This is a genomic window from Pseudomonas sp. BF-R-26 (assembly GCF_019947395.1).
Taxonomy (GTDB): Bacteria; Pseudomonadota; Gammaproteobacteria; order Pseudomonadales; family Pseudomonadaceae; genus Aquipseudomonas; species Aquipseudomonas farris.
Map to the genome: position 1 here is coordinate 109,216 of NZ_JAGYGK010000011.1, position 23,547 is coordinate 132,762.

23 protein-coding genes and 1 other RNA gene are annotated in these 23,547 nt (G+C 59.9%); 20 read left to right on the top strand and 4 right to left on the bottom strand.

The window, feature by feature from the left end:
- Positions 1-24 precede the first annotated feature (24 nt).
- The 5 genes from petA (at position 25) to KGB18_RS17970 (ending at position 3,809) form a co-directional block, all read left to right on the top strand.
- Positions 25-618 (top strand): ubiquinol-cytochrome c reductase iron-sulfur subunit, encoded by a 594-nt coding sequence (petA, locus tag KGB18_RS17950; RefSeq protein ID WP_007905300.1) that lies wholly within the window; start codon positions 25-27, stop codon positions 616-618.
- Positions 618-1,829, top strand: coding sequence for a cytochrome b (locus KGB18_RS17955; RefSeq protein WP_030129766.1), 1,212 nt, complete (start codon positions 618-620; stop codon positions 1,827-1,829). The genes petA and KGB18_RS17955 overlap by 1 nt, the downstream gene beginning before the upstream one ends.
- Positions 1,829-2,611: a cytochrome c1 gene (locus KGB18_RS17960; RefSeq protein WP_123719480.1), complete on the top strand. Its 783-nt coding sequence runs from the start codon at positions 1,829-1,831 to the stop codon at positions 2,609-2,611. Before KGB18_RS17955 ends, KGB18_RS17960 begins: the two co-directional genes overlap by 1 nt.
- Positions 2,612-2,761: 150 nt before the next feature.
- The gene (locus tag KGB18_RS17965; protein WP_007905304.1) at positions 2,762-3,379 is read left to right on the top strand and encodes a glutathione S-transferase N-terminal domain-containing protein; all 618 of its coding nucleotides are present in this window, start codon (positions 2,762-2,764) and stop codon (positions 3,377-3,379) included.
- Positions 3,380-3,395: 16 nt separating this feature from the next.
- Positions 3,396-3,809 (top strand): ClpXP protease specificity-enhancing factor, encoded by a 414-nt coding sequence (locus KGB18_RS17970; protein WP_201062279.1) that lies wholly within the window; start codon positions 3,396-3,398, stop codon positions 3,807-3,809.
- Positions 3,810-3,986: 177 nt separating this feature from the next.
- On the opposite strand, the gene KGB18_RS17975 is transcribed toward KGB18_RS17970, so the two are convergent.
- The 4 genes from KGB18_RS17975 to KGB18_RS17990 form a co-directional block, all read right to left on the bottom strand.
- Positions 3,987-4,565, bottom strand: a complete 579-nt coding sequence (locus KGB18_RS17975; RefSeq protein ID WP_052966293.1) for a BON domain-containing protein — start codon at positions 4,563-4,565, stop codon at positions 3,987-3,989.
- Positions 4,562-5,155, bottom strand: a complete 594-nt coding sequence (locus KGB18_RS17980; protein WP_007904374.1) for a phosphoheptose isomerase — start codon at positions 5,153-5,155, stop codon at positions 4,562-4,564. Before KGB18_RS17980 ends, KGB18_RS17975 begins: the two co-directional genes overlap by 4 nt.
- A 104-nt stretch (positions 5,156-5,259) precedes the next feature.
- The gene (locus KGB18_RS17985) at positions 5,260-5,622 is read right to left on the bottom strand and encodes a YraN family protein (RefSeq protein WP_007904371.1); all 363 of its coding nucleotides are present in this window, start codon (positions 5,620-5,622) and stop codon (positions 5,260-5,262) included.
- Positions 5,622-7,433, bottom strand: a complete 1,812-nt coding sequence (locus tag KGB18_RS17990; RefSeq protein WP_123719479.1) for a penicillin-binding protein activator — start codon at positions 7,431-7,433, stop codon at positions 5,622-5,624. Before KGB18_RS17990 ends, KGB18_RS17985 begins: the two co-directional genes overlap by 1 nt.
- A 177-nt stretch (positions 7,434-7,610) precedes the next feature.
- On the opposite strand from KGB18_RS17990, the gene rsmI reads away from it, so the two are divergent.
- From rsmI to KGB18_RS18065, 15 genes are all read left to right on the top strand, one after another.
- Complete coding sequence (rsmI, locus tag KGB18_RS17995) at positions 7,611-8,516, top strand: 16S rRNA (cytidine(1402)-2'-O)-methyltransferase (RefSeq protein WP_162130595.1); 906 nt, start codon at positions 7,611-7,613, stop codon at positions 8,514-8,516.
- Between the two features lie 74 nt (positions 8,517-8,590).
- Positions 8,591-8,944, top strand: an RNA gene (gene rnpB, locus KGB18_RS18000) — RNase P RNA component class A.
- Between the two features lie 354 nt (positions 8,945-9,298).
- Positions 9,299-9,754, top strand: coding sequence for a division/cell wall cluster transcriptional repressor MraZ (gene mraZ / locus KGB18_RS18005; protein WP_003205355.1), 456 nt, complete (start codon positions 9,299-9,301; stop codon positions 9,752-9,754).
- Complete coding sequence (gene rsmH, locus KGB18_RS18010) at positions 9,751-10,698, top strand: 16S rRNA (cytosine(1402)-N(4))-methyltransferase RsmH (protein WP_052966291.1); 948 nt, start codon at positions 9,751-9,753, stop codon at positions 10,696-10,698. The genes mraZ and rsmH overlap by 4 nt, the downstream gene beginning before the upstream one ends.
- A complete protein-coding gene (ftsL, locus tag KGB18_RS18015) occupies positions 10,695-10,988 on the top strand; it encodes a cell division protein FtsL (protein WP_038981628.1) in 294 nt (97 codons plus the stop codon). Before rsmH ends, ftsL begins: the two co-directional genes overlap by 4 nt.
- Positions 10,988-12,727: a peptidoglycan D,D-transpeptidase FtsI family protein gene (locus KGB18_RS18020; RefSeq protein WP_187326384.1), complete on the top strand. Its 1,740-nt coding sequence runs from the start codon at positions 10,988-10,990 to the stop codon at positions 12,725-12,727. Before ftsL ends, KGB18_RS18020 begins: the two co-directional genes overlap by 1 nt.
- Positions 12,727-14,190 carry a UDP-N-acetylmuramoyl-L-alanyl-D-glutamate--2,6-diaminopimelate ligase gene (locus KGB18_RS18025; RefSeq protein WP_123719477.1) on the top strand — a complete coding sequence of 488 codons (1,464 nt, stop codon included), beginning with the start codon at positions 12,727-12,729 and terminating at the stop codon, positions 14,188-14,190. Before KGB18_RS18020 ends, KGB18_RS18025 begins: the two co-directional genes overlap by 1 nt.
- The gene (locus tag KGB18_RS18030) at positions 14,183-15,550 is read left to right on the top strand and encodes a UDP-N-acetylmuramoyl-tripeptide--D-alanyl-D-alanine ligase (protein ID WP_223570308.1); all 1,368 of its coding nucleotides are present in this window, start codon (positions 14,183-14,185) and stop codon (positions 15,548-15,550) included. Before KGB18_RS18025 ends, KGB18_RS18030 begins: the two co-directional genes overlap by 8 nt.
- Positions 15,550-16,632, top strand: coding sequence for a phospho-N-acetylmuramoyl-pentapeptide-transferase (gene mraY, locus KGB18_RS18035; RefSeq protein WP_008037292.1), 1,083 nt, complete (start codon positions 15,550-15,552; stop codon positions 16,630-16,632). Before KGB18_RS18030 ends, mraY begins: the two co-directional genes overlap by 1 nt.
- 5 nt (positions 16,633-16,637) lie before the next feature.
- Positions 16,638-17,984 (top strand): UDP-N-acetylmuramoyl-L-alanine--D-glutamate ligase, encoded by a 1,347-nt coding sequence (murD, locus tag KGB18_RS18040; RefSeq protein WP_123719475.1) that lies wholly within the window; start codon positions 16,638-16,640, stop codon positions 17,982-17,984.
- A complete protein-coding gene (gene ftsW / locus KGB18_RS18045) occupies positions 17,981-19,198 on the top strand; it encodes a putative lipid II flippase FtsW (RefSeq protein ID WP_123719474.1) in 1,218 nt (405 codons plus the stop codon). Before murD ends, ftsW begins: the two co-directional genes overlap by 4 nt.
- Positions 19,188-20,258, top strand: coding sequence for an undecaprenyldiphospho-muramoylpentapeptide beta-N-acetylglucosaminyltransferase (murG, locus tag KGB18_RS18050; protein ID WP_052966285.1), 1,071 nt, complete (start codon positions 19,188-19,190; stop codon positions 20,256-20,258). The genes ftsW and murG overlap by 11 nt, the downstream gene beginning before the upstream one ends.
- Positions 20,251-21,711: a UDP-N-acetylmuramate--L-alanine ligase gene (murC, locus tag KGB18_RS18055; protein WP_123719473.1), complete on the top strand. Its 1,461-nt coding sequence runs from the start codon at positions 20,251-20,253 to the stop codon at positions 21,709-21,711. The genes murG and murC overlap by 8 nt, the downstream gene beginning before the upstream one ends.
- A complete protein-coding gene (locus KGB18_RS18060; RefSeq protein WP_223570309.1) occupies positions 21,708-22,676 on the top strand; it encodes a D-alanine--D-alanine ligase in 969 nt (322 codons plus the stop codon). Before murC ends, KGB18_RS18060 begins: the two co-directional genes overlap by 4 nt.
- A gap of 4 nt (positions 22,677-22,680) precedes the next feature.
- Complete coding sequence (locus KGB18_RS18065; RefSeq protein ID WP_123719471.1) at positions 22,681-23,547, top strand: cell division protein FtsQ/DivIB; 867 nt, start codon at positions 22,681-22,683, stop codon at positions 23,545-23,547.

Sequence of the window (23,547 nt, forward strand, 5' to 3'; positions counted from 1 at the left end):
ACAAAGCTGATGGGAGAGGACTGAATGAGCAATGACGGCGTGAATGCAGGCCGGCGTCGCTTCTTGGTAGCAGCCACATCCGTGGTGGGTGCTGCAGGAGCGGTGGGGGCTGCGGTCCCGTTCGTGGGGTCATGGTTTCCCAGTGCCAAGGCGAAAGCTGCAGGTGCACCGGTGAAAGTGAATGTCAGCAAAATCGAGCCAGGTCAGCAGATGATTGCTGAGTGGCGCGGCCAGCCGGTGTTCATTGTCCGCCGTACGGAGGAAATCCTGGGGAATCTGAAAAAGATCGAGGGCCAGCTGTCTGACCCGACCTCCAAGAACTCTACGCAACCGACCTATGTCGACCCGGAGACGCGTTCGATCAAGCCAGAAGTTCTGCTGCTGATCGGTATCTGCACTCACCTGGGTTGCTCTCCGACCTTCCGTCCAGAAGTGGCACCTGCCGACCTGGGCAAGGATTGGGTAGGTGGTTATTTCTGCCCTTGCCACGGTTCCCATTACGATTTGGCTGGCCGCGTCTACAAGTCGCAACCTGCGCCTTTGAACCTGCCAGTTCCCCCGCATTCCTATGAGACCGATGACATCATTGTCATTGGCGTCGATACGGAGAAAGCGTGATGAGCAAGTTCATGGATTGGGTTGATGCGCGCTTCCCCGCGACCAAAATGTGGGAAGACCATCTCAGCAAGTACTACGCCCCGAAGAACTTCAACTTCTTCTATTTCTTTGGCTCCCTCGCACTGCTCGTTCTGGTCAACCAGATCGTTACCGGTGTCTGGCTGACGATGAGCTACACCCCGTCGGCGGAAGAAGCGTTTGCTTCCGTCGAATACATCATGCGCGACGTCGAGTACGGCTCGATCCTGCGTCTGCTGCACTCCACCGGCGCTTCGGCGTTCTTTATCGTGGTCTATCTGCACATGTTCCGTGGTCTGCTTTACGGTTCGTACCAGAAGCCGCGTGAGCTGGTGTGGGTGTTCGGCATGCTGATCTACCTGGCGTTGATGGCTGAGGCCTTCATGGGTTATCTGCTGCCGTGGGGCCAGATGTCCTACTGGGGCGCCCAGGTGATCATCTCGCTGTTCGGTGCGATCCCGGTCATCGGTAACGACCTGACCCAGTGGATTCGTGGTGACTACCTGATTTCCGGTATTACCCTGAACCGCTTCTTCGCCTTGCATGTGGTTGCGCTGCCGATCGTGATCCTCGGTCTGGTGGTGGTGCACATTCTGGCGCTGCACGAAGTCGGTTCGAACAATCCGGATGGCGTCGACATCAAGAAGCACAAAGACGAAAACGGCGTACCGCTGGACGGCATTGCCTTCCACCCGTACTACACCGTGAAAGATATCGTCGGCGTGGTGGTGTTCCTGTTCATCTTCTGCTCGATCGTATTCTTCTTCCCGGAAATGGGCGGCTACTTCCTCGAGAAGCCGAACTTTGAAGTGGCGAACGCCTTCAAGACCCCTGAGCACATCGCTCCGGTCTGGTACTTCACACCGTTCTACGCGATTCTGCGGGCGGTTCCGGACAAGCTCCTGGGCGTAATCGCCATGGGCGCGGCCATCGCTGTGCTGTTCGTCCTGCCGTGGCTCGATCGCAGCCCGGTCAAGTCGATGCGCTACAAAGGCTGGCTGAGCAAGATCTGGCTCTGGGTGTTCTGCATCTCGTTCGTGATCCTGGGTGTGTTGGGTGTTCTGGCACCAACGCCAGGCCGTACGTTGCTGTCGCAGGTATGTACCTTCCTGTACTTCGCCTACTTCATTCTGATGCCGTTCTACACCAGGCTCGAGAAGACCAAACCGGTTCCGGAAAGGGTGACTGGCTGATGAAAAAGCTATTTGCTGTAATGATTCTTGCGGCGATGCCTGTACTGTCTTTCGCATCGACATCGAGTGGCCCGGAGCTGGAAAAGGTCGATATCGACGTTTCTGACAAGGCTGCCATGCAGGACGGCGCACGTACGTTCGCCAACTATTGCATGGGCTGCCACAGCGCCAAGTTCCAGCGCTACGAGCGTGTTGCCGATGACCTGGGCATTCCTCATGAGCTGATGCTCGAGAAGCTGGTGTTCACCGGCGCCAAGATTGGCGATCACATGAACATCGGCATGCAGCCGGCTGATGCCAAGACCTGGTTCGGTGCGGCGCCGCCCGACCTGACGCTGGTGGCTCGTGTTCGTGGCACAGACTGGCTCTACGGCTACCTGCGTTCCTTCTATGAAGACCCGTCGCGTCCTTGGGGCGTGAACAACAAGGTGTTCCCGAACGTCGGCATGCCTAACGTTCTGGTCGGCCTACAGGGTCGTCAGGTGGTAGGCTGTAAGCAAGTTCAAATCGTCGAAGACGGCAAGAAGCAATACGATCCGCTGACCGGCACCGCTTTGACCCATGAAGCCTGCGATCAACTGACTGTATTGCCGAAAACCGGCACGCTGAACGAAGAGCAGTTCGACGAGAAGGTCAAGAACCTGGTGACCTTCCTGGCCTACTCGGCCAACCCGGTGAAGCTGCAGCATCAGCGCATCGGTACCTATGTGTTGCTGTACCTGGCGTTCTTCTTCGTATTCGCTTACTTGCTCAAGCGTGAATACTGGAAAGACGTCCATTGATAAAGCTGTAAGCCATTGCTGTTAATCGCGCGCGCCCAAGGGCGTCTCTGAAGGTGTAACGAGTCTGGTGATCCAGGCGTTACGGGAGGCGCCCTCTGGGCGCGCGTGTTTTTCCGTTTCCGATAATTTCAACAAGCGAGGAGGACCGCCATGGGCGTGACCAATCGGTTGGCCTGTTACTCCGACCCCGCCGACCACTATTCCCACCGAGTGCGCATCGTACTTGCAGAGAAGGGTGTCAGCGCCGAGATCATTTACGTGGAAGCTGGTCGCCAGCCGCCTAAACTGATTGAGGTGAACCCTTACGGAAGTCTACCCACCCTGGTCGATCGTGACCTGGCGTTGTGGGAGTCGACCGTGGTGATGGAGTATCTGGATGAGCGTTACCCGCACCCGCCATTGCTGCCGGTTTATCCTGTGGCGCGTGCCAACAGTCGTCTGCTGATTCATCGCATTCAGCGTGACTGGTGTGGTCTGGTGGATTTGATTCTGGATTCGCGGACCAAGGAAGCAGCCCGTGTCGTGGCTCGTAAAGAGCTGCGCGAAAGCCTGACAGGCGTGTCGCCGTTGTTTGCCGACAAGCCGTTTTTCCTCAGTGAGGAACAAAGTCTGGTGGATTGCTGCCTATTACCAATACTCTGGCGATTGCCGATTCTGGGTATTGAACTGCCGCGGCCTGCCAAGCCGCTGCTTGATTATATGGAGCGCTCGTTTGCGCGTGAGGCTTTCCAGGCGAGTCTGTCTGGTGTCGAACGCGATATGCGCTAAGGCTTAAGGAGCCGCTATGAACTCCAGTCGACCTTATCTGGTCCGCGCGCTCTACGAGTGGATTGTGGACAACGATTGCACCCCGCACATGCTGGTTAATTCCGAGTATCCATCGGTGCAGGTGCCTCAGGGTTTTGCCAGTGACGGACAGATTGTCCTGAACGTTTCCCCGGCAGCCGTGCGTCATCTGCACATGGACAACGAGGCAGTCAGTTTCGAGGGGCGCTTCGGTGGCGTTCCGCACACCCTGTACGTGCCTATCGCATCGATCCTGGGCATTTACGCTCGGGAGAACGGTCAGGGCATGGTGTTCGATATGGAATCGCCTCTGGAAGACGAGGAAGATATCGAGGCGGATGATGATGTTCCGCCACCCGACAGCGAGCCGCCGCGTCCCAGCGGTCGACCGAGTTTGAAGGTGGTGAAGTAAAAAAAAAGGCGATCCGAATGGATCGCCTTTTTTTTTACTTCACCACCTTCAAACGGGTAGGAGCTGCCGAAGGCTGCGATCTTTTGACTTTGTTTTTCAAGATCAAAAGATCGCAGCCTTTGGCAGCTCCTACAGGGCGGTGGCAATCTCGAGGATGCCATCGCCGGTAAGCAAGTATCAGTCGATGTACTCAAACAACTTCACGATCTTCTGCACGCCGGAAACGCCTTGTACCAGATTGGTCGCCTGGGCTGCTTCCTGCTTGGTCAGAAGACCCAGCAGATAGACGATGCCGTTTTCCGTCACAACCTTGATGCGCGACCCCGGGATGGAAGCGTCGGTGAGCATCTGGGTCTTGATCTTGGTAGTCAGCCAGGTGTCGTTCTGGCGCGCCAGCAGCGAGGAGGGCGCCAGTACTTGCAGCTCGTTGTGCACCTTCTTTACCCGCTGAACGGCCGAGGCAACCTGTTCGGCCTTGGCCTTGAGGTCGGCGCGAGGGGTTTGCCCGGCGAGCAGCACCACACCATTGAAGCTGGTGACGACGATGTGCGAGTTGTTGTCCAGGTCTGGATCGGCCTTGGCGATGTTTACACCGGCCTTGGTTTCGATCAGGGAGTCGTCGATCTTGCTACCGAAGGTGCGGGTGCCACGGTCATCATCGATCGGTGCTTCACGGCTGGCGTTAACCACCGAGGTGCAGCCGCTGATGCCAAGGCACAGGGTCAAGGCCAGAAGGCCTAGGCGATTAGGGGTCATTCTTCACTCCCGAACAGTTGGCTGTCGATCAAATCGCAAAGGCAATGGATCGCCAGCAGGTGGACTTCCTGAATACGTGCGGTGACGTTGGCCGGTACGCGAATCTCGACGTCCTCAGGCAAAAGCAGTGACGCCATGCCGCCGCCATCACGACCGGTCAATGCTACGACAATCATTTCGCGATCATGTGCGGCCTGGATCGCTTGAATTATGTTTGCCGAGTTGCCGCTGGTGGAAATCGCCAGCAAAACATCACCCGGCTGGCCGAGGGCGCGAATCTGTTTGGAGAAGATTTCGTTGTAGCTGTAATCGTTGGCGATCGAGGTGATCGTCGAGCTGTCGGTGGTCAGCGCGATGGCGGGCAGGCTCGGGCGCTCGCGCTCGAAGCGGTTGAGCAGCTCGGATGAGAAGTGCTGTGCGTCACCGGCGGAGCCGCCGTTGCCGCAGGACAGCATTTTGCCCTCGTTGAGCAGGGCGTTGACCATGACCTGGCTGGCTTGCTCGATGTGCGGTGCAAGTACGTCCATCGCCTGTTGCTTGGTGTCGATACTGGCCTGAAAAAGCTGGCGAATTCGCGATTGCATGTCCATCTGTGTGACCTTAATTAGCGCGGCTACTCGGCACATGAATGTGCAGCCCGCAAAGCAAAGAGCAAAAGTGTTGGGTGAAGGTGTCCGGTTTGGGGTGCGCGCGATCAGCTGTCGAAGGCATTCTGCAACCAGTTCAACTGATCAAGGTTGCTGTCGATGGCAACCACGTCGAAGCGGCAGGGGGAATTGGCCCAACGCGACTCGCGCTGAAGAAAATACTGCGCGGCGAAAATCAGTTTCTGCCGTTTGCGCCCATCGATGCTATCGAGCGCGCCACCCCATTGGGTGTTTTTTCTGTAGCGGACTTCGACGAATACTACTGTATCGCCATCAAGCATGACCAGATCAAGCTCGCCGCGTTTACACAACCAGTTCTGCGCCAGCAGGCGCAGACCTTGTTGTTGAAGATGCTCGAGCGCATGACGCTCGGCATCTTTACCGCTTTGCTGGCGTGACCTGTCAGGCATCAGCGCGAGGTATCCGGCAGGCGTTGAATCTGACCGTTGGTGAACTCTGCCCATGGCAACTGACGCTCGACCCGTTGATTCTGAGTCATGCCCAGGCTACCCGATTGGCCCTGGATGCGGCTGTCCGGCAAGGCCTTGAGTTGCCCCAGGCGCGGTGCCAGGCGATAGGCGTCCACGCCCATCGCGTACAGGCGGCCCAAGCTGCCGCCGGCTTGTGGCCATTGTGCAGTGACTTGTTTGCGCAGCGGGTCGTTGGCATCCAGCAGCCATGGGGTTTCGCAGAAGCGAATACCGTTCATGTCGTTGTACTGGTTCTGGTCGCCGCTGGCGCTGAATACGTGGGAGGTGGCGTAAACCGGCACGTCACCCGCGTACTGGAAGTTCAGGGTCGGTTTGATCTGTTGAGCCTGTTGCGGCGTTGCGGCCAGGAAGATGAACTCGATGTCCTGGCGGCGCGAAGGTTGTGCGGCAACCTGCGAGCCAACGGTGCTTTGCAGGCTCTTGGCGCGGCCTTCGCTCTGGCGCAGCTGGAACATGTCGGCAATCTGCTGGGCCAGTTGCACTGGCTGGTCGACGCGTTCAGTGGCGACGATGCTGCCACCGTTGGCTTGCCAATCCTGGCTGAACGCCCGGAGTACGCGATCACCCCATTCGCCTTTCGGCACCATGATGGCGGCGCGGTGCAGGCCATCGGCGCGCGCACGACGGGACACTTCGCGGGCTTCGTCTTCAGCAGCAAGGCCGAACTGGAACAGTTGGGCCGGACCTTGTTCGCCTTCGCTGTAGTTCAGCGCCAGGGTGGTGATCGGCAGTTGTGGGCGTGCGCTGAGCTGTTTGACCAGCGGCTTCTCCAGCGGGCCGACTACAAGTTGCACGCCATCAGCCTGGGCCTTGCGATAGAACTCGTCGAGGGAGGTCAGGCGCGAGCTGTCATAGAACTCGATGGCTGGCGGCTTCTGCCCGGCTTGTTGCGCCTGGTAGTGAGCGGCCATGAAGCCTTCGCGTAGTGCTTTGCCAACTGAACCCAGCGGGCCGTCTTGCGGCAGCAGCAGGGCGATCTTGCTCAGGGGCTGGCTGGCCAGCTCCTTGAGTTTGGTCAGTGGCAACGGCAGCTGGATGGCAGCCGGGTGCTTTGGATTCTGTTCGCGCCAGTTGTCGATCGCAGCTTGCTGCTGTTCCAGGGTGCCGGCTGTTTTCACCGCCAGCGCCAGACGTATCCAGCCGCCGAGGTCGTCGTCGGTGGTCGGCTGCAATTGATCGGTCGGCAGCGAAGCGATCAGGGTCCAGATCGCTTCGTGGTTTTTGCTGGCTGCTTCACCTTCAAGCATCGGGGCAATAAAGATGCGCTCCCGTGCGGCGGCCAGGGTCTGGCCGTCGGCCTCAAGGGCGCGAGCATGAACGGTGCCGGTGCGAACTTGTTGTTCGACGGGCAGTTCGCCCAGGCGTTGCAGGCTCGGATGGCTCAGGGCAGTCAGCGCCGCTTTGGGCTGATTGCGGGCCATGGCCAGTTCAGCCGCCAGGGTGCTGGCGAAGACTTGTTGGCCAGGCTTGAGTTGTTCCACCGGGACCTGTTGCAGGATTTGCGCGGACTGGCCGGCATTGCCCTGACGATAAGCCAGGTCTGCTGCGCTCAAGCGCAATAGAGCGGCTTTTTCCGGATCTTTACTTTTAGTGGCCTGTTCGAGCAGTTGCTCGATACTGGCGTCCGGGGTCCGTGGAAGTTCGCCAAGGCTGGAAGAGGGCGAGCTGGCGCAAGCCGCCAGCAAGGCAGCGAGGCAGAGGGCAGTGAACAGCCGCAGGCAAGCGATCATGTAAGTGTTCCTGATACTCGATCAAATTAGCGTGGAATTGTACCCAAGCACTGGCCGGGGCGCGATGTTACTGGCGTGAATCGATCAATTTAGCTCGTGCAAATGTTGCAGCGCTGCACAAAAGGCTGGAAAACCCGGGGAGGGCAAGGCGTATCGCAAGCGCCGCTACGCGCTACAATGTCGCCTTTTACCGATCATGAGGTGTGCGCTTTGACTGCTCCAGGTGCTTTGAATTCCGCTGCTGGCTCGCTTTATGTGGTGGCGACGCCCATCGGCAACCTGGACGATATCAGTGCGCGTGCGCTGAAGATCCTGCGCGAGGTCGCCTTGATCGCGGCCGAAGATACTCGCCATTCCCAGCGATTGATGCAGCATTTCGGTATTCCCACGCCGCTGGCGGCCTGCCATGAACACAACGAGCGGGAGGAGGGTAACCGCTTTATCACGCGTCTGCTGGCGGGCGACGATGTGGCGTTGATTTCCGACGCCGGGACGCCACTGATTTCCGATCCGGGTTATCACTTGGTGCGTCAGGCCCGTGCCGCAGGAATCAATGTGGTGCCGGTTCCGGGTGCATGTGCATTGATTGCGGCGTTGTCGGCGGCGGGGCTGCCGTCCGACCGTTTCATCTTCGAAGGGTTTTTGCCGGCCAAGGCTGTCGGCCGACGTGCTCGTCTGGAACTCGTTAAAGAAGAACCGCGCACGCTGATTTTCTATGAAGCACCGCATCGCATCCTTGAATGCCTGCAAGACATGGAGCTGGTATTTGGTGCTGAGCGTCCGGCATTGCTGGCGCGGGAACTGACCAAGACCTTCGAAACCCTTAAAGGCTTGCCGTTGGCCGAGTTGCGCGAGTTCGTCGAATCGGACAGCAATCAACAGCGTGGCGAGTGTGTGGTGCTGGTGGCGGGCTGGACTGCCCCTGAGACGGAAGACGCTGTCAGCAGTGAGGCCATGCGCATTCTCAATCTGTTACTCGAAGAGATGCCGCTCAAGCGTGCGGCGGCATTGGCCGCGCAAATTACCGGCGAACGCAAGAATGTGCTTTATCAGGTCGCGCTGGATAAACAGAAGGGCGAGTAAAACCGACATGCAGCGCCGGCCAGAGGCTTTTAGCGCTTGTTCTTCGGCCGCTCTGCCGTTAATCTTCGCGGCGGAGAGTCGATCGGACAGTCGCTGCCCTCTATGAAAATTAGGGGGGGGAGGAAAGTCCGGGCTCCATAGGGCGAAGTGCCAGGTAATGCCTGGGAGGCGTGAGCCTACGGAAAGTGCCACAGAAAATAACCGCCTAAGCGCTTCGGCGCCGGTAAGGGTGAAAAGGTGCGGTAAGAGCGCACCGCACGTCTGGCAACAGTTCGTGGCTAGGTAAACCCCACTTGGAGCAAGACCAAATAGGGTCCCAAGGCGTGGCCCGCGCTGGGACCGGGTAGGTTGCTAAAGATGTCCAGTGATGGCCATCGTAGACGAATGACTGTTCAAGACAGAACCCGGCTTACAGATCGACTCTCCACCTTTTTTTCCTCTCTGCCGAGTCATTGGCAGCGATGTGTGTAATGGCAATTTCCCTCCCTGCTGAATCAATAGCAGAAGCGCTTTTGTAATACCGAAAAAATCTTACTCTTAACAAACTACTTTAACTTCTGAACGCAGCCTTCTGTGCTGATTCAAGTTATTGAGCGAATTCATCCGTCAGATTCTCGTTAACCCTCCTTTTACGCTCCTAAATCTCCGTTCTGTAAGGCTTTTCCTTTAATCCGCGCCTTGACGGTGTGGTGGGCGCATTCCTATAGTGTGCGCAAGTGGCGGAAAGTGGCATGAAGTGGGTTTTTTGAGCGTAAAACGCTAATATTTGGAGAAACGCTGACGTGTTTCGCGGAGCTAACGCTATCAGTCTCGATGCAAAGGGCCGTCTCGCTATGCCGAGCCGGTACCGTGACGAGCTGGTTTCGCGAAGTTCCGGTCAGTTAATCGTCACCATCGATGCCGTTGATCCGTGTTTGTGTGTTTATCCCCTCGATGAGTGGGAAATTATCGAAACCAAACTGCGCGCACTGCCTTCGCTTCGCGAAGAGAACCGCCGCCTGCAACGTTTACTGATTGGTAATGCCGTCGACCTCGAGCTCGATGGCAGTGGTCGTTTTCTGGTTCCACCACGTCTTCGCGAATATGCCAAGTTGGATAAGCGCGCAATGTTGGTAGGCCAACTGAACAAGTTCCAATTGTGGGACGAGGATGCCTGGAATGCGGTTTCTGCCGCTGACCTGGCTGCTATTCAACAACCGGGCGCTATGCCTGATGAACTGCGTGATTTGATCCTGTGACTATTGATAGCGGCTTTAACCACATCACCGTACTGCTTGACGAAGCCGTCGAGGCTCTCGCCGTACGTCCTGATGGCTGCTATCTGGACGGTACGTTCGGACGTGGCGGACACAGTCGGTTGATCCTCAGCCAGCTCGGGCCTGATGGCCGGTTGCTCGGATTCGACAAAGATCCTCAAGCGATTGCCACCGGGCAAACGCTAGCGGCCGAAGACGGCCGCTTTGTCGTTGTGCAGCGCAGCTTTGCCGAGCTCGGTTCGGAAGTTGCCGAGCGCGGTCTGGCCGGCAAGGTCAGCGGCGTTCTGCTCGACCTCGGCGTGTCTTCGCCGCAGCTCGACGACCCTGAGCGCGGTTTCAGTTTCCTCAATGACGGTCCGTTGGACATGCGCATGGACCCGTCCCGCGGGATCAGCGCCGCCGAGTTCGTCAACACCGCGCCGGTGGAAGAAATCGCCCGGGTGTTCAAGCAATACGGCGAAGAGCGTTTCTCCGGTCGCATGGCACGTGCCGTGGCCGAGCGTCGCGACATCAAGCCGTTCGAGCGCACTGGCGATCTGGCTGAAGTGCTGAAAGTCGCCAACCCGGCATGGGAAAAGGGCAAGAACCCGGCCACCCGTGCATTCCAGGGCCTGCGTATCCACGTAAACAACGAACTGGGCGATCTGGAAGCTGGCCTCGAAGCCGCGCTGGAATGCCTGGAAGTGGGCGGCCGTCTGGTCGTCATCAGCTTCCACTCGCTGGAAGACCGCATCGTCAAACTGTTCATGCGCAAACTGGTGAAAGGCGAAGCCGACAACCTGCCGCGCAACCTGCCGGTCCGTCACGTCGCTTTCGAACCGAAAATCAAAATCCATGGCAAAGCGCAGTCCGCCTCCGAGGCCGAACTCAAAGCCAACCCACGTTCCCGTAGCGCCATCATGCGTGTCGCGGAGAAGTTGCGGTGAGCAAGCTTTTCGCCAAGCCACTTCCGGGCGGAAGCTTTTTCATGCTGCTGCTGTTTGTCGGCGTGCTCGTGTCGGCCATCGGCGTGTCCTATAGCGCGCACTGGAACCGTCAGTTGCTGAATTCTCTGTACGGCGAATTGAGTGTGCGCGACAAGGCGCAGGCGGAGTGGGGCCGGTTGATTCTCGAGCAGAGCACCTGGACCGCCCATAGCCGTATCGAAGTCCTGGCCACCGAGCAACTGAAGATGCGCATTCCCGGCGCCGCTGAAGTGCAGATGGTGGCGCCATGATGAAACTCGAAGGCGCGCTCTTTCCATGGCGGTTCCGTCTGGTGGTCGGGTTGCTCGGCATCATGGTGGCGGCGATTGCCTGGCGCATCATTGATTTGCAAGTGGTCGACCGTGCCTTCCTTAAAGGTCAGGGCGATGCGCGCAGCGTTCGTCATATTCCAATTCCGGCTCACCGTGGTCTGATCACCGACCGTAACGGCGAGCCGTTGGCCGTGAGTACCCCGGTCACCACCCTGTGGGCCAACGCCAAGGAAATGCAAACGGCCAAAGAGAAGTGGCCGGCACTGGCGGCTGCCCTGGGGCAGGACCCGAAAGCCCTGGCCGAACGTCTCGAAGCCCAGGCCAATAAAGAATTCATTTATCTGGTGCGCGGGCTGACCCCCGAGCAAGGCCAGGCTGTGCTCGATCTGAAAGTGCCGGGCGTTTATGGCATCGAAGAGTTCCGGCGTTTCTACCCGGCCGGCGAAGTCACCGCTCACATGGTCGGCTTTACCGACATCGATGACCACGGACGCGAAGGCGTCGAGCTTGCCTACGACGAATGGCTGGCCGGCGTGCCCGGCAAGCGACAGGTGATCAAGGACCGGCGCGGCCGGCTGATCAAAGATGTCCAGGTCACCAAAAACGCCAAGGCCGGCAAGCCCTTGGCGTTGTCCATTGACCTGCGTCTGCAATACCTGGCCAACCGTGAACTGCGCAACGCGATCATCGAGAACGGCGCCAAGGCTGGCAGCCTGGTGATCATGGACGTGAAGACCGGCGAGATCCTGGCCATGGTCAACCAGCCGACCTACAACCCGAACAACCGTCGCAACCTGCAGCCGGCGATGATGCGTAACCGCGCGATGATCGACGTGTTCGAGCCGGGTTCGACCATGAAAGCGATTTCCATGAGCGCCGCGATTGAAACCGGCCGCTGGAAGCCGACCGATACCGTTGAGGTGTATCCAGGCACCTTGCAGATTGGTAAGTACACCATCAAGGACGTATCCAAGAGTGAAGGCCCGGTACTCGACCTGACCGGTATTCTGATCAATTCCAGTAACGTCGGCATGAGTAAGGTCGCGTTCGATATTGGCGGCGAAACGATTTTCCGCCTGGCGCAGAAAGTCGGCCTCGGCCAGGACACCGGCCTCGGCTTCCCGGGCGAGCGCGTTGGCAACCTGCCGAACTACCGCGAATGGCGCAAAGCTGAAACCGCGACGCTGTCCTACGGCTACGGTATTTCCGTGACCGCGATCCAGTTGGTCCACGCCTTCTCGGCCCTGGCCAACAATGGTCGCCTCGCGCCGCTGACCCTGATCAAAACCGACAAGGCGCCGCAAACCACACAGGTGTTGCCGGAAGCCGTCGCGAAAACCATGCAAACCATGCTGCAACAAGTGATCGAAGCCCCGCGCGGTGTATTCCGTGCGCAGGTGCCGGCGTATCACGTGGGCGGCAAGTCGGGTACTGCACGTAAAACGTCGGTCGGCACCAAGGGCTACGCCGAGAATTCCTACCGCTCGCTGTTCGCCGGCTTCGGCCCGATGAGCGATCCGCGTTACGCAATCGTGGTGGTGATCGATGAACCGACCAAGGCCGGTTACTTCGGTGGTCTGGTATCGGCGCCGGTGTTCAGCAAAGTGATGTCCGGGACCCTGCGCCTGATGAACGTCACCCCGGACAACCTGCCTGCCACTCAACAAGCGAACGCCGCACCGGTCGTTCCGCTGAAAGCTAATGGAGGGCGCGGCTGATGTCGCTGAGCCTGAACAAGATTTTCGCCCACGCCGGCCGCGATCTGTTGATCCGCGAATTGGCGCTGGACAGCCGTAACGTACGGGCAGGCGATCTGTTTCTCGCGGTTCCTGGTGGCAAGTTCGACGGGCGTGCGCACATCGCCGACGCCTTGCAACGTGGCGCTGCTGCCGTGGCTTATGAAGTCGAAGGCGCGACTGTGCTGCCGATTACCGACGTGCCATTGATTCCGGTCAAAGGCCTGGCGGCGCAGCTGTCGGACATCGCCGGGCGTTTTTATGGCGACCCGAGCCGTCATTTGAACCTGATCGGCGTGACTGGCACCAACGGTAAAACCAGCGTGACCCAATTGGTTGCCCAGGCGCTCGACCTGCTTGGTCAGCACTGCGGCATTGTCGGCACCCTGGGCTCCGGTTTCTACGGCTCGCTGGAAAGCGGTCTGCACACCACACCGAACCCGATTGCGGTGCAAGCGACCCTCGCCGACCTGAAAAAAGCCGGCGCCAAGGCCGTGGCCATGGAAGTCTCTTCCCACGGTCTGGATCAGGGCCGCGTGACTGCGTTGGCATTCGATGTGGCGGTGATGACCAACCTGTCGCGCGATCATCTGGATTACCACGGCACCATGCAGGCCTATGGCGAAACCAAGGCCAAGTTGTTTGCCTGGAATGATCTGAAGTGCCGGGTGGTCAACCTGGACGACGATTTCGGTCGGCAACTGGCTGCCGATAAAGGCGAGTCGCGACTGATCACTTACAGCCTGGAAGATTCCAGCGCCTACCTGTATTGCCGCGAAGCGCAGTTCGATGACGAAGGCGTGCGCGCCACGCTGGTCACGCCGCAAGGCGAGCACCATTTGCGCAGCACCTTGCTCGGTCGTTTCAACTTGAGCAACGTGTTGGCTGCGGTCGGCGCCTTGCTCGGGCTGGACTACGCGCTGGATGAAATTCTCAAAGTGCTGCCGAAACTCGAAGGCCCGGCCGGTCGCATGCAGCGCCTGGGCGGCGGTACCCAGCCGTTGGTGGTGGTCGATTACGCCCACACACCGGATGCGCTGGAAAAAGTCTTGATGGCCCTGCGTCCTCACGCCAAAGGCCGGTTGCTGTGCCTGTTCGGTTGCGGTGGTGATCGCGATCGTGGCAAGCGTCCGCTGATGGCGGAAGTGGTCGAGCGTCTGGCCGATGGCGTACTGGTCACCGATGACAATCCGCGCACCGAAGACCCTACCGTGATTTTCGACGACATCCGCGCCGGTTTCACCGCTGTGGATAAAGTTGCCTTCGTCGCCGGCCGTGGCCAGGCGATTGCCCAATTGATCGGCAGTGCTTCGGCGGATGATGTGGTTGTCCTGGCCGGTAAAGGTCACGAGGACTATCAGGAAATCAACGGCGAGCGCCACGCTTTCTCCGATCTGGTCGAGGCCGATCACGCCCTGACCGCGTGGGAGGTGGCCCATGCTTAAAGCCTTGAAACTGAGCGAACTGACCAGCGCATTGAATGGCCGTCTGATTGCCAGCGACGCCAGCTTCGACGGCGTCAGCATCGACAGCCGCGCAATCAAGCCCGGCCAGCTGTTTATTGCTCTGGCCGGCCCGCGTTTCGATGGCCATGACTACCTCAATGACGTCGCCGCCAAAGGCGCCGTGGGTGCCCTGGTCGAGCGCGAAGTTGCCGACAGCGCGCTGCCGCAACTGCTGGTCAAGGACACCCGCCAGGCCCTCGGCCAATTGGGCGCGATGAACCGTGCGGCATTCACTCAGCCGGTCGTGGCCATCACCGGTTCCAGCGGCAAGACCACGGTCAAGGAAATGCTCGCGAGCATCCTGCGCACGCGCGGTCCGGTGTTGGCGACCCGAGGCAACCTGAACAATGACCTGGGTGCTCCGCTGACCCTGCTCGAATTGGCACCGGAACATACCGCTGCCGTGATCGAACTCGGCGCTTCGCGGCTCGGCGAGATTGCCTACACCGTCGGCATGACCAAGCCCCGCGTGGCTGTTATCAACAACGCTGGGACCGCCCACGTCGGCGAGTTCGGCGGGCCGGAAAAAATCGTTGAAGCCAAGGGCGAGATTCTCGAAGGGCTGGATGCCGATGGCGTCGCCGTGCTGAATCTCGACGACAAGGCTTTTGAAATCTGGAAAACCCGAACCGCCGGTCGCAAAGTGCTGACGTTTGCCCTGAGCAACATCAGCGCCGACTTCTACGCCAGCGATCTGGACCGCGATGCCCGCGGTTGCCCGGCGTTCAACCTGCACAGCCCTGAAGGTGTGGAACGGGTTCAGCTGAACCTGCTCGGCACCCATAACGTCGCCAATGCCATGGCCGCCGCCGCTGCAGCCCATGCCTTGGGCGTGTCGCTGTTCGGCATCGCCACCGGTCTCGGCGCCGTGCAACCGGTCAAGGGTCGCACCGTCGCGCAACTGGCAACTAACGGTATGCGCGTGATCGATGACACGTACAACGCAAACCCCACCTCCATGTGCGCCGCCGTTGATATACTCGCCGGCTTTTCCGGCCGCACCGTTTTGGTGCTCGGAGATATCGGCGAGTTGGGCGATTGGGCGGAGCAGGGGCACCGCGATGTGGGCGAGTACGCTCGCGGCAAGGTTTCCGCGCTTTACGCGGTCGGGCCAATGATGACCCACGCCGTAAACGCTTTCGGCGAGCAGGCTTTTCACTTCAGCACTCAGGCTGAGCTGATCAAGGCCCTGGAAGCCGAGCAGGACACAAACACCACCATTTTGATCAAGGGCTCGCGCAGCGCCGCGATGGAAAACATCGTCGCCGCTTTGTGCGGGACCCGTCTGGAGAAACATTAATGCTGCTGCTGCTAGCGGAGTATCTGCAACAGTTCTACAAAGGCTTCGCGGTCTTTCAGTACCTGACCCTGCGCGGGATTCTCGGTGTGCTGACTGCGCTGGTCTTGTCGCTGTGCTATGGCCCCTGGATGATCCGCACCTTGCAGAACCGTCAGATCGGTCAATCCGTTCGCAACGACGGCCCGCAATCGCACCTGTCCAAATCCGGCACCCCGACCATGGGCGGCGCGCTGATTCTGTCGTCCATCGGCGTCAGTACGTTGCTTTGGGCCGACCTGAGCAACCGTTATGTCTGGACCGTGTTGCTGGTGACGTTGCTGTTCGGCGCCATCGGCTGGGTCGATGACTACCGCAAAGTGATCGAGAAAAACTCTAAAGGCCTTCCGAGCCGCTGGAAGTATTTCTGGCAGTCGGTGTTCGGCCTCGGCGCGGCGATCTTCCTTTATATGACCGCGGCAACGCCGGTAGAAACCACCCTGATCCTGCCGATGCTCAAGGACTACAGCATCCCGCTGGGCGCGGGTTTCATCGTCCTGACCTATTTCGTAATCGTTGGCTCGAGCAACGCGGTCAACCTGACCGACGGCCTCGACGGTCTGGCGATCATGCCTACCGTGATGGTCGGCGGCGGCTTGGGGATCTTCTGCTATCTGTCGGGTAACGTGAAATTCGCCGAATACCTGCTGATTCCTTACGTACCGGGCGCGGGTGAGTTGATCGTGTTCTGCGGCGCGTTGATCGGCGCGGGCCTGGGTTTCCTCTGGTTCAACACCTATCCGGCCCAAGTGTTCATGGGCGACGTCGGCGCACTGGCGCTGGGCGCGGCCTTGGGCACCATCGCGGTGATCGTCCGTCAGGAAATCGTCCTGTTCATCATGGGCGGCGTGTTCGTGATGGAGACCCTGTCGGTTGTCATCCAGGTTGCCTCCTTTAAGTTGACCGGTCGCCGTGTGTTCCGCATGGCACCGATACACCACCACTTTGAACTCAAGGGCTGGCCCGAGCCGCGTGTGATCGTCCGTTTCTGGATCATCACCGTGATTCTGGTACTGGTCGGCCTTGCCACCCTGAAGCTGAGGTAGAACGAGTGTCTCTGATCGCTTCTGACCACTTCCGCATCGTTGTCGGCCTCGGCAAGAGCGGCATGTCCCTGGTTCGCTTCCTGGCGAACCGGGGCGTGTCGTTTGCTGTCGCCGATACGCGGGAAAATCCACCGGAACTGGCCACGCTCAAGCGTGACTATCCGCACGTGGAAGTGCGTTGTGGCGAGCTGGACGTCGAATTCCTGTGCCGTGCCGACGAGCTCTACGTGAGCCCCGGCCTGGCGCTGGCGACCCCGGCCCTGCAGGCTGCTGCCGCCCGTGGCGTGAAGTTGTCCGGCGACATCGAGCTGTTCGCGCGTAACGCGAAGGCACCGATTGTCGCCATCAGCGGTTCCAACGCCAAAAGCACCGTTACCACCCTGGTCGGCGAGATGGCGGCTGCGGCCGGCAAGCGTGTTGCCGTCGGCGGCAACCTCGGTACGCCGGCGCTGGATTTGCTCAGCGACGACGTCGAGTTGTACGTGATGGAACTGTCGAGCTTCCAGCTCGAAACCACCGATCAACTCAACGCCGAAGTGGCGACCGTGCTCAACATCAGCGAAGACCACATGGACCGCTACAGCGGTCTGCCGGCTTATCACCTGGCCAAGCACCGGATCTTCCGGGGCGCCAGGCAGTTTGTGGTCAACCGTCAGGACGCCCTGAGCCGTCCGCTGATGGGCGAAGGCCAACCGTGCTGGACCTTCGGTTTGAGCAAACCCGACTTCAAGGCCTTTGGTATCCGGGAAGAGAATGGCGAGAAATACCTGGCCTTCGAATTCCAGAACCTGATGCCAGTGCGCGAGTTGAAGATTCGTGGCGCGCATAACCAGTCCAACGCCCTGGCGGCCTTGGCGCTGGGCCACGCCGTGGGGCTGCCGTTCGACGCCATGCTCTCGAGCCTGCGTACTTTCGCCGGCCTCGAGCATCGCTGCCAATGGGTTCGCGACCTGAACGGCGTGAGCTACTACAACGATTCCAAAGCCACCAACGTAGGTGCCGCACTGGCCGCCATCGAAGGTCTGGGTGCAGACATCGACGGCAAACTCGTGCTGATCGCCGGTGGCGATGGCAAGGGTGCCGAGTTCAAGGACCTGCGTGATCCGGTCGCGGCCAACTGCCGTGCGGTGGTGCTGATGGGCCGGGATTCCGAGCTGATCGCCCAAGCCATCGGCGATGGCGTACCGCTGATTCGCGTCAATTCGCTGGACGAAGCCGTCGCGCAATGCCGCGCCATCGCCGAACCGGGCGACGCGGTGCTGCTGTCACCGGCCTGCGCCAGTTTCGACATGTTCAAGAACTACGAAGATCGCGGTCACCAGTTCGTCCGCGCCGTGGAGGACTTGGCATGAGCCTCCTGAATATCATCAAGCCGTACCCGTCGCCGATCATCACCGGGCGCGGCATCGACCTCGATTTCCCGATGCTCGCCGGTTGCCTTGCGCTGCTGGGTCTTGGGCTGGTGATGATTGCATCGGCATCGACCGAAGTGGCGGCGGTGCAGTCGGGCAGTGCCCTGTATTACATGATTCGCCACCTTATCTATGTGGTGCTGGGCCTTGGTGCCTGCATCGTTACCATGATGATTCCGATCGCTACCTGGCAACGCCTGGGCTGGCTGATGCTGATTGGTGCGTTCGGTTTGCTGGTGATGGTGATCGTCCCCGGGATCGGCCGTGAAGTGAACGGTTCGATGCGCTGGATCGGCTTCAGTTTCTTCAACGTTCAGCCTTCCGAGATCGCCAAGGTATTCGTGGTGATCTACCTCGCCGGTTATCTGGTGCGTCGCCAGAAAGAAGTGCGTGAAAGCTGGATGGGCTTCTTCAAGCCGTTCATCGTTCTGCTGCCGATGGCTGGACTGTTGCTGATGGAACCGGACTTCGGTGCCACCGTCGTGATGATGGGGGCTGCGGCGGCGATGCTGTTCCTCGGCGGGGTCGGGCTGTTCCGTTTCTCCTTGATGGTCGTCCTGGCTGTCGGTGCGGTGGTGTTGTTGATTCAAATGCAGCCGTATCGAATGGCGCGACTGACCAACTTTGCGGATCCGTGGGCCGACCAGTTCGGCGCTGGCTATCAGTTGTCTCAAGCCTTGATCGCTTTCGGTCGCGGCGAATGGCTGGGCGTTGGCCTGGGCAACAGCGTGCAGAAACAGTTCTACCTGCCGGAAGCCCACACTGACTTCGTGTTCTCGGTCCTGGCCGAAGAGCTGGGTGCCGTGGGTTCTTTGTGCACCGTAGCGCTGTTCGTCTTTGTCTGTATTCGTGGCATGTACATCGGTTATTGGGCCGAGAAAGCCAAGCAATTTTTCGCCGCCTACATCGCGTACGGCTTGTCGTTCCTGTGGATTGGTCAGTTCCTGATCAACATCGGCGTGAACGTCGGCCTGCTGCCAACCAAGGGTCTGACCCTGCCATTCCTCAGTTATGGCGGCAGTTCGTTGGTGATCTGCTGTGCCTGTCTTGGCTTGTTGCTGCGCATCGAGTGGGAGAGTCGAACCCACTTGGGCAGTGAAGAGATGGAGTTCCATGAGAGCGACTTCGCCGAGGAGCCGAACCATGGGCGCTAACGTATTGATCATGGCCGGCGGCACCGGGGGCCACGTGTTCCCGGCACTGGCCTGCGCTCGGGAGTTCCAGGCCCGCGGGTACACCGTGCACTGGCTCGGCACGCCGCGCGGGATCGAAAACGATCTGGTGCCGGCGGCCGGTCTTGAATTGCATCGGATCAACGCCAGCGGTTTGCGCGGCAAGGGCAAATTGTCCCTGCTCAAGGCACCGTTCATGTTGCTCAAGTCGATCTGGCAGGCGCGGGCGATTATTCGTCAGCTGCGGCCGGTGTGCGTGGTCGGCTTCGGTGGTTACGTGACCGGCCCCGGCGGCGTTGCAGCCAAACTGGCTGGCGTACCGGTGATCGTTCATGAACAGAACGCTGTGGCGGGTACCGCCAATCGGTTGCTGGTGCCGTTGGCCGCCCGAGTCTGTGAAGCGTTCCCCGACACCTTTACCCTGTCGAACAGCCGTCGCACCACCGGTAACCCGGTGCGCACCGAGCTGTTCCTCGAAACACCGCGACCTGCCCTGGCCGGTCGCAAGGCGCGTTTGCTGATCCTGGGCGGAAGCCTGGGCGCAGAGCCGTTGAACAAGTTGCTGCCTGAAGCCCTGTCGCAAGTCGCCCCCGACCTGCGTCCGGACGTGTTTCATCAGGCCGGCAAAAACCACGATGAAGTAACTGCAGAGCGCTATCGCGCAGCTGGCGTCGAGGCGCAAGTGCAGCCTTTCATCAAAGACATGGCCCAAGCCTATGGCTGGGCCGACCTGGTGGTGTGCCGCGCAGGCGCGCTGACCATCAGTGAACTGGCGGCTGCCGGTCTGCCCTCGATGCTGGTGCCTTTGCCCCATGCGATCGACGATCACCAGACCCGCAACGCCGATTATTTGGCCCGTGAAGGCGCTGCCTTCCTGATGCCGCAAAGAACGACTGGCGCAGCGGATCTTGCCGCTCGCCTGACAGAGGTCTTGATGCAACCGCAACGACTCAACGACATGGCCACCGCGGCACGCCGCCTGGCCAAACCCGATGCCACTCGTAATGTGGTCGATACCTGCCTGGAGGTGGCCCATGGTTGAGAACAAGAAAGCCATGCCGCACCCGGAAATGCGCCGCATCCGTCGCATCCACTTCGTCGGTATCGGCGGCGTGGGCATGTGCGGCATTGCTGAAGTGTTGCTGAACCTGGGCTATGAAGTGTCCGGTTCCGACCTGAAAGCATCGCCGGTGACCGAGCGCCTGGAATCCTTCGGTGCCCACATCTATATCGGCCACCGTGCCGAGAACACCGCGAACGCCGATGTGCTGGTCACCTCCAGTGCCGTGAACACTTCCAATCCGGAAGTGGCCACGGCCCTGGAACGCCGGATTCCGGTGGTGCCGCGTGCCGAGATGCTGGCCGAACTGATGCGCTACCGCCACGGCATTGCCGTCGCCGGTACCCACGGCAAAACCACCACCACCAGCCTGATCGCCTCGGTGTTCGCCGCCGGTGGCCTGGACCCGACATTCGTGATCGGTGGTCGTCTGAATGCCGCGGGCACCAATGCCCAGCTCGGCACCAGCCGTTACCTGATTGCTGAAGCCGACGAAAGCGATGCCAGTTTCCTGCACTTGCAGCCGCTGGTAGCCGTGGTCACCAACATTGACGCCGACCACATGGCGACCTACGACGGCGACTTCAACAAACTGAAGAAAACCTTCGTCGAGTTCCTGCACAACCTGCCGTTCTACGGTCTGGCGGTGGTGTGCCTGGACGATCCGGTGGTGCGTGAAATCCTCCCGCAGGTGAAACGTCCGACGGTCACTTATGGCTTTGGCGACGATGCCGACGTGCGCGCGATCAATGTGCGCCAACAAGGCATGCAGACCTTCTTTACCGTGCTGCGCCCGGACCGTGAGCCGCTGGATGTCTCGGTGAACATGCCGGGCAACCACAACGTGTTGAACGCGCTGGCGACCATTTGCATCGCCACCGACGAAGGCGTCAGCGATGAAGCTATCGTCCAGGGCCTGTCCGGGTTCCAGGGTGTCGGTCGTCGCTTCCAGGTGTACGGCGAACTGCCCGTTGAAGGCGGCAACGTGATGCTGGTGGACGACTACGGTCACCACCCGACCGAAGTCGCGGCCGTGATCAAAGCCGTGCGCGGTGGTTGGCCGGAGCGACGTCTGGTGATGGTTTACCAGCCGCACCGTTACAGCCGCACCCGCGATCTGTACGACGATTTCGTCAATGTACTGGCCGACGCCAACGTGCTGTTGCTGATGGAAGTTTACCCGGCCGGCGAAGAGCCGATCCCGGGCGCCGACAGCCGCAAGCTGTGCAACAGCATTCGTCAGCGCGGTCAGCTCGACCCGATCTACATCGAGCGCGGCATCGACCTCGCGCCAATCGTCAAGCCGCTGCTGCGTGCCGGCGACATTCTGCTGTGCCAGGGCGCCGGTGATATCGGCGGTCTCGCACCGAAATTGTTGAATAGTCCGTTGTTCGCTGGCGCGGTTGCCGCGCCAAGCGTGGGGAAGTTGAAATGACTGCTGCTTACGCCAACCTCGTCTCCACTATCGCGCCGAAAGACTTCGGCCGCGTCGCCGTGCTGTTCGGCGGCAAGAGTGCCGAGCGTGAGGTCTCCCTGAAATCGGGTAACGCGGTGCTCGAAGCACTGCAAAGCGCCGGTGTGGACGCCTTCGGTCTTGATGTGGGCGATGACCTGCTGCAGCGTCTGATGAGCGAAAAAATCGATCGCGCCTTCATCATCCTCCACGGTCGTGGCGGTGAAGACGGCAGCATGCAGGGCCTGCTCGAATGCCTGGGTATTCCATACACCGGCAGCGGCATTCTGGCCTCGGCACTGGCCATGGACAAACTGCGCACCAAGCAGGTCTGGCACAGCCTCGGTATTCCGACGCCACGCCATGCGGTACTGAGCTCTGAGGCCGATTGTATTTCGGCGGCCACGGAACTGGGCTTCCCTTTGATCGTCAAACCGGCCCATGAAGGTTCCAGTATCGGGATGGCCAAAGTGACTTGCGCGTCTGAATTGATCGACGCGTGGAAAGCGGCCAGTACCTACGATTCGCAAGTGTTGGTCGAGCAATGGATTCAAGGTCCGGAGTTCACCATCGCCACCCTGCGTGACCAGGTGTTGCCTCCGATTGCCTTGGGCACGCCACACACTTTCTACGACTACGACGCCAAGTACGTGGCTTCCGATACCCAGTACCGGATTCCGTGTGGCCTGGACAGCAACAAAGAAAAAGAACTCATGGACCTCACGGCCAAAGCCTGTGAGGCGCTGGGTATCGCCGGTTGGGGAAGGGCAGACGTGATGCAGGACGCCGACGGGCAGTTCTGGTTCCTGGAAGTCAATACCGCACCGGGCATGACCGATCACAGTCTGGTTCCGATGGCGGCCCGTGCCGCTGGCCTGGATTTCCAGCAACTGGTTCTGGCGATTCTGGCTGCAAGCATTGCCGGCAACAACGAGCCGCGAGGTTAAGACCATGCAAGGCGCTCAGCTACGTCATCAGCCCTCCGCACCCGGCCGCAAGCCGGTGCCGCGGGGTGCCAGCCGAATGGTTGCCAAAGAGCCGATGTCCGCGCGCCTGCCGAAAGCCAACTTCGGTTTTCTGAAAAGCCTGTTCTGGCCCGTGCTGCTGGTTGCATTGGGGTTCGGCACTTATGAAGGCGCACAGCGTTTGCTGCCGTACGCCGATCGGCCGATCACCAAAATAGCGGTGCAGGGCGACTTGAGTTACATCAGCCAGCAAGCGGTGCAGCAGCGGATCGCCCCCTACGTGGCGTCGAGCTTCTTCACCATCGACCTGGAGAGCATGCGTACCGAGCTTGAAACGATGCCATGGATTGCCCACGCCGAAGTGCGCAGGGTATGGCCGGATCAAGTAGTGATTCGCCTGGAAGAACAACTGCCGGTGGCCCGTTGGGGCGATGAGTCGCTGTTGAACAACCAGGGGCAGGCGTTCACCCCGCGTGAGCTGGCGAACTACGAACACTTGCCACAGCTGTTCGGCCCACAACGGGCCCAGCAGCAAGTGATGCAGCAATACCAGGTGCTGAGCCAGATGCTCAGGCCATTGGGCTTCTCGATTGCACGCCTGGAGTTGCGTGAACGAGGCAGCTGGTTCCTGACCACCGGCGCCGGCAGCGCGGGCCCGGGAATCGAACTGCTGCTGGGACGCGGCAACCTGGTGGAAAAGATGCGCCGCTTCATTGCCATCTATGACAAGACGCTCAAAGAGCAGATTACGAACATTGCGCGCATCGATCTGCGCTACGCCAACGGCCTTGCTGTTGGCTGGCGGGAACCTGTAGCGCCCACGACAGCCCAACCCGCTGTCGCGAAGAATTAA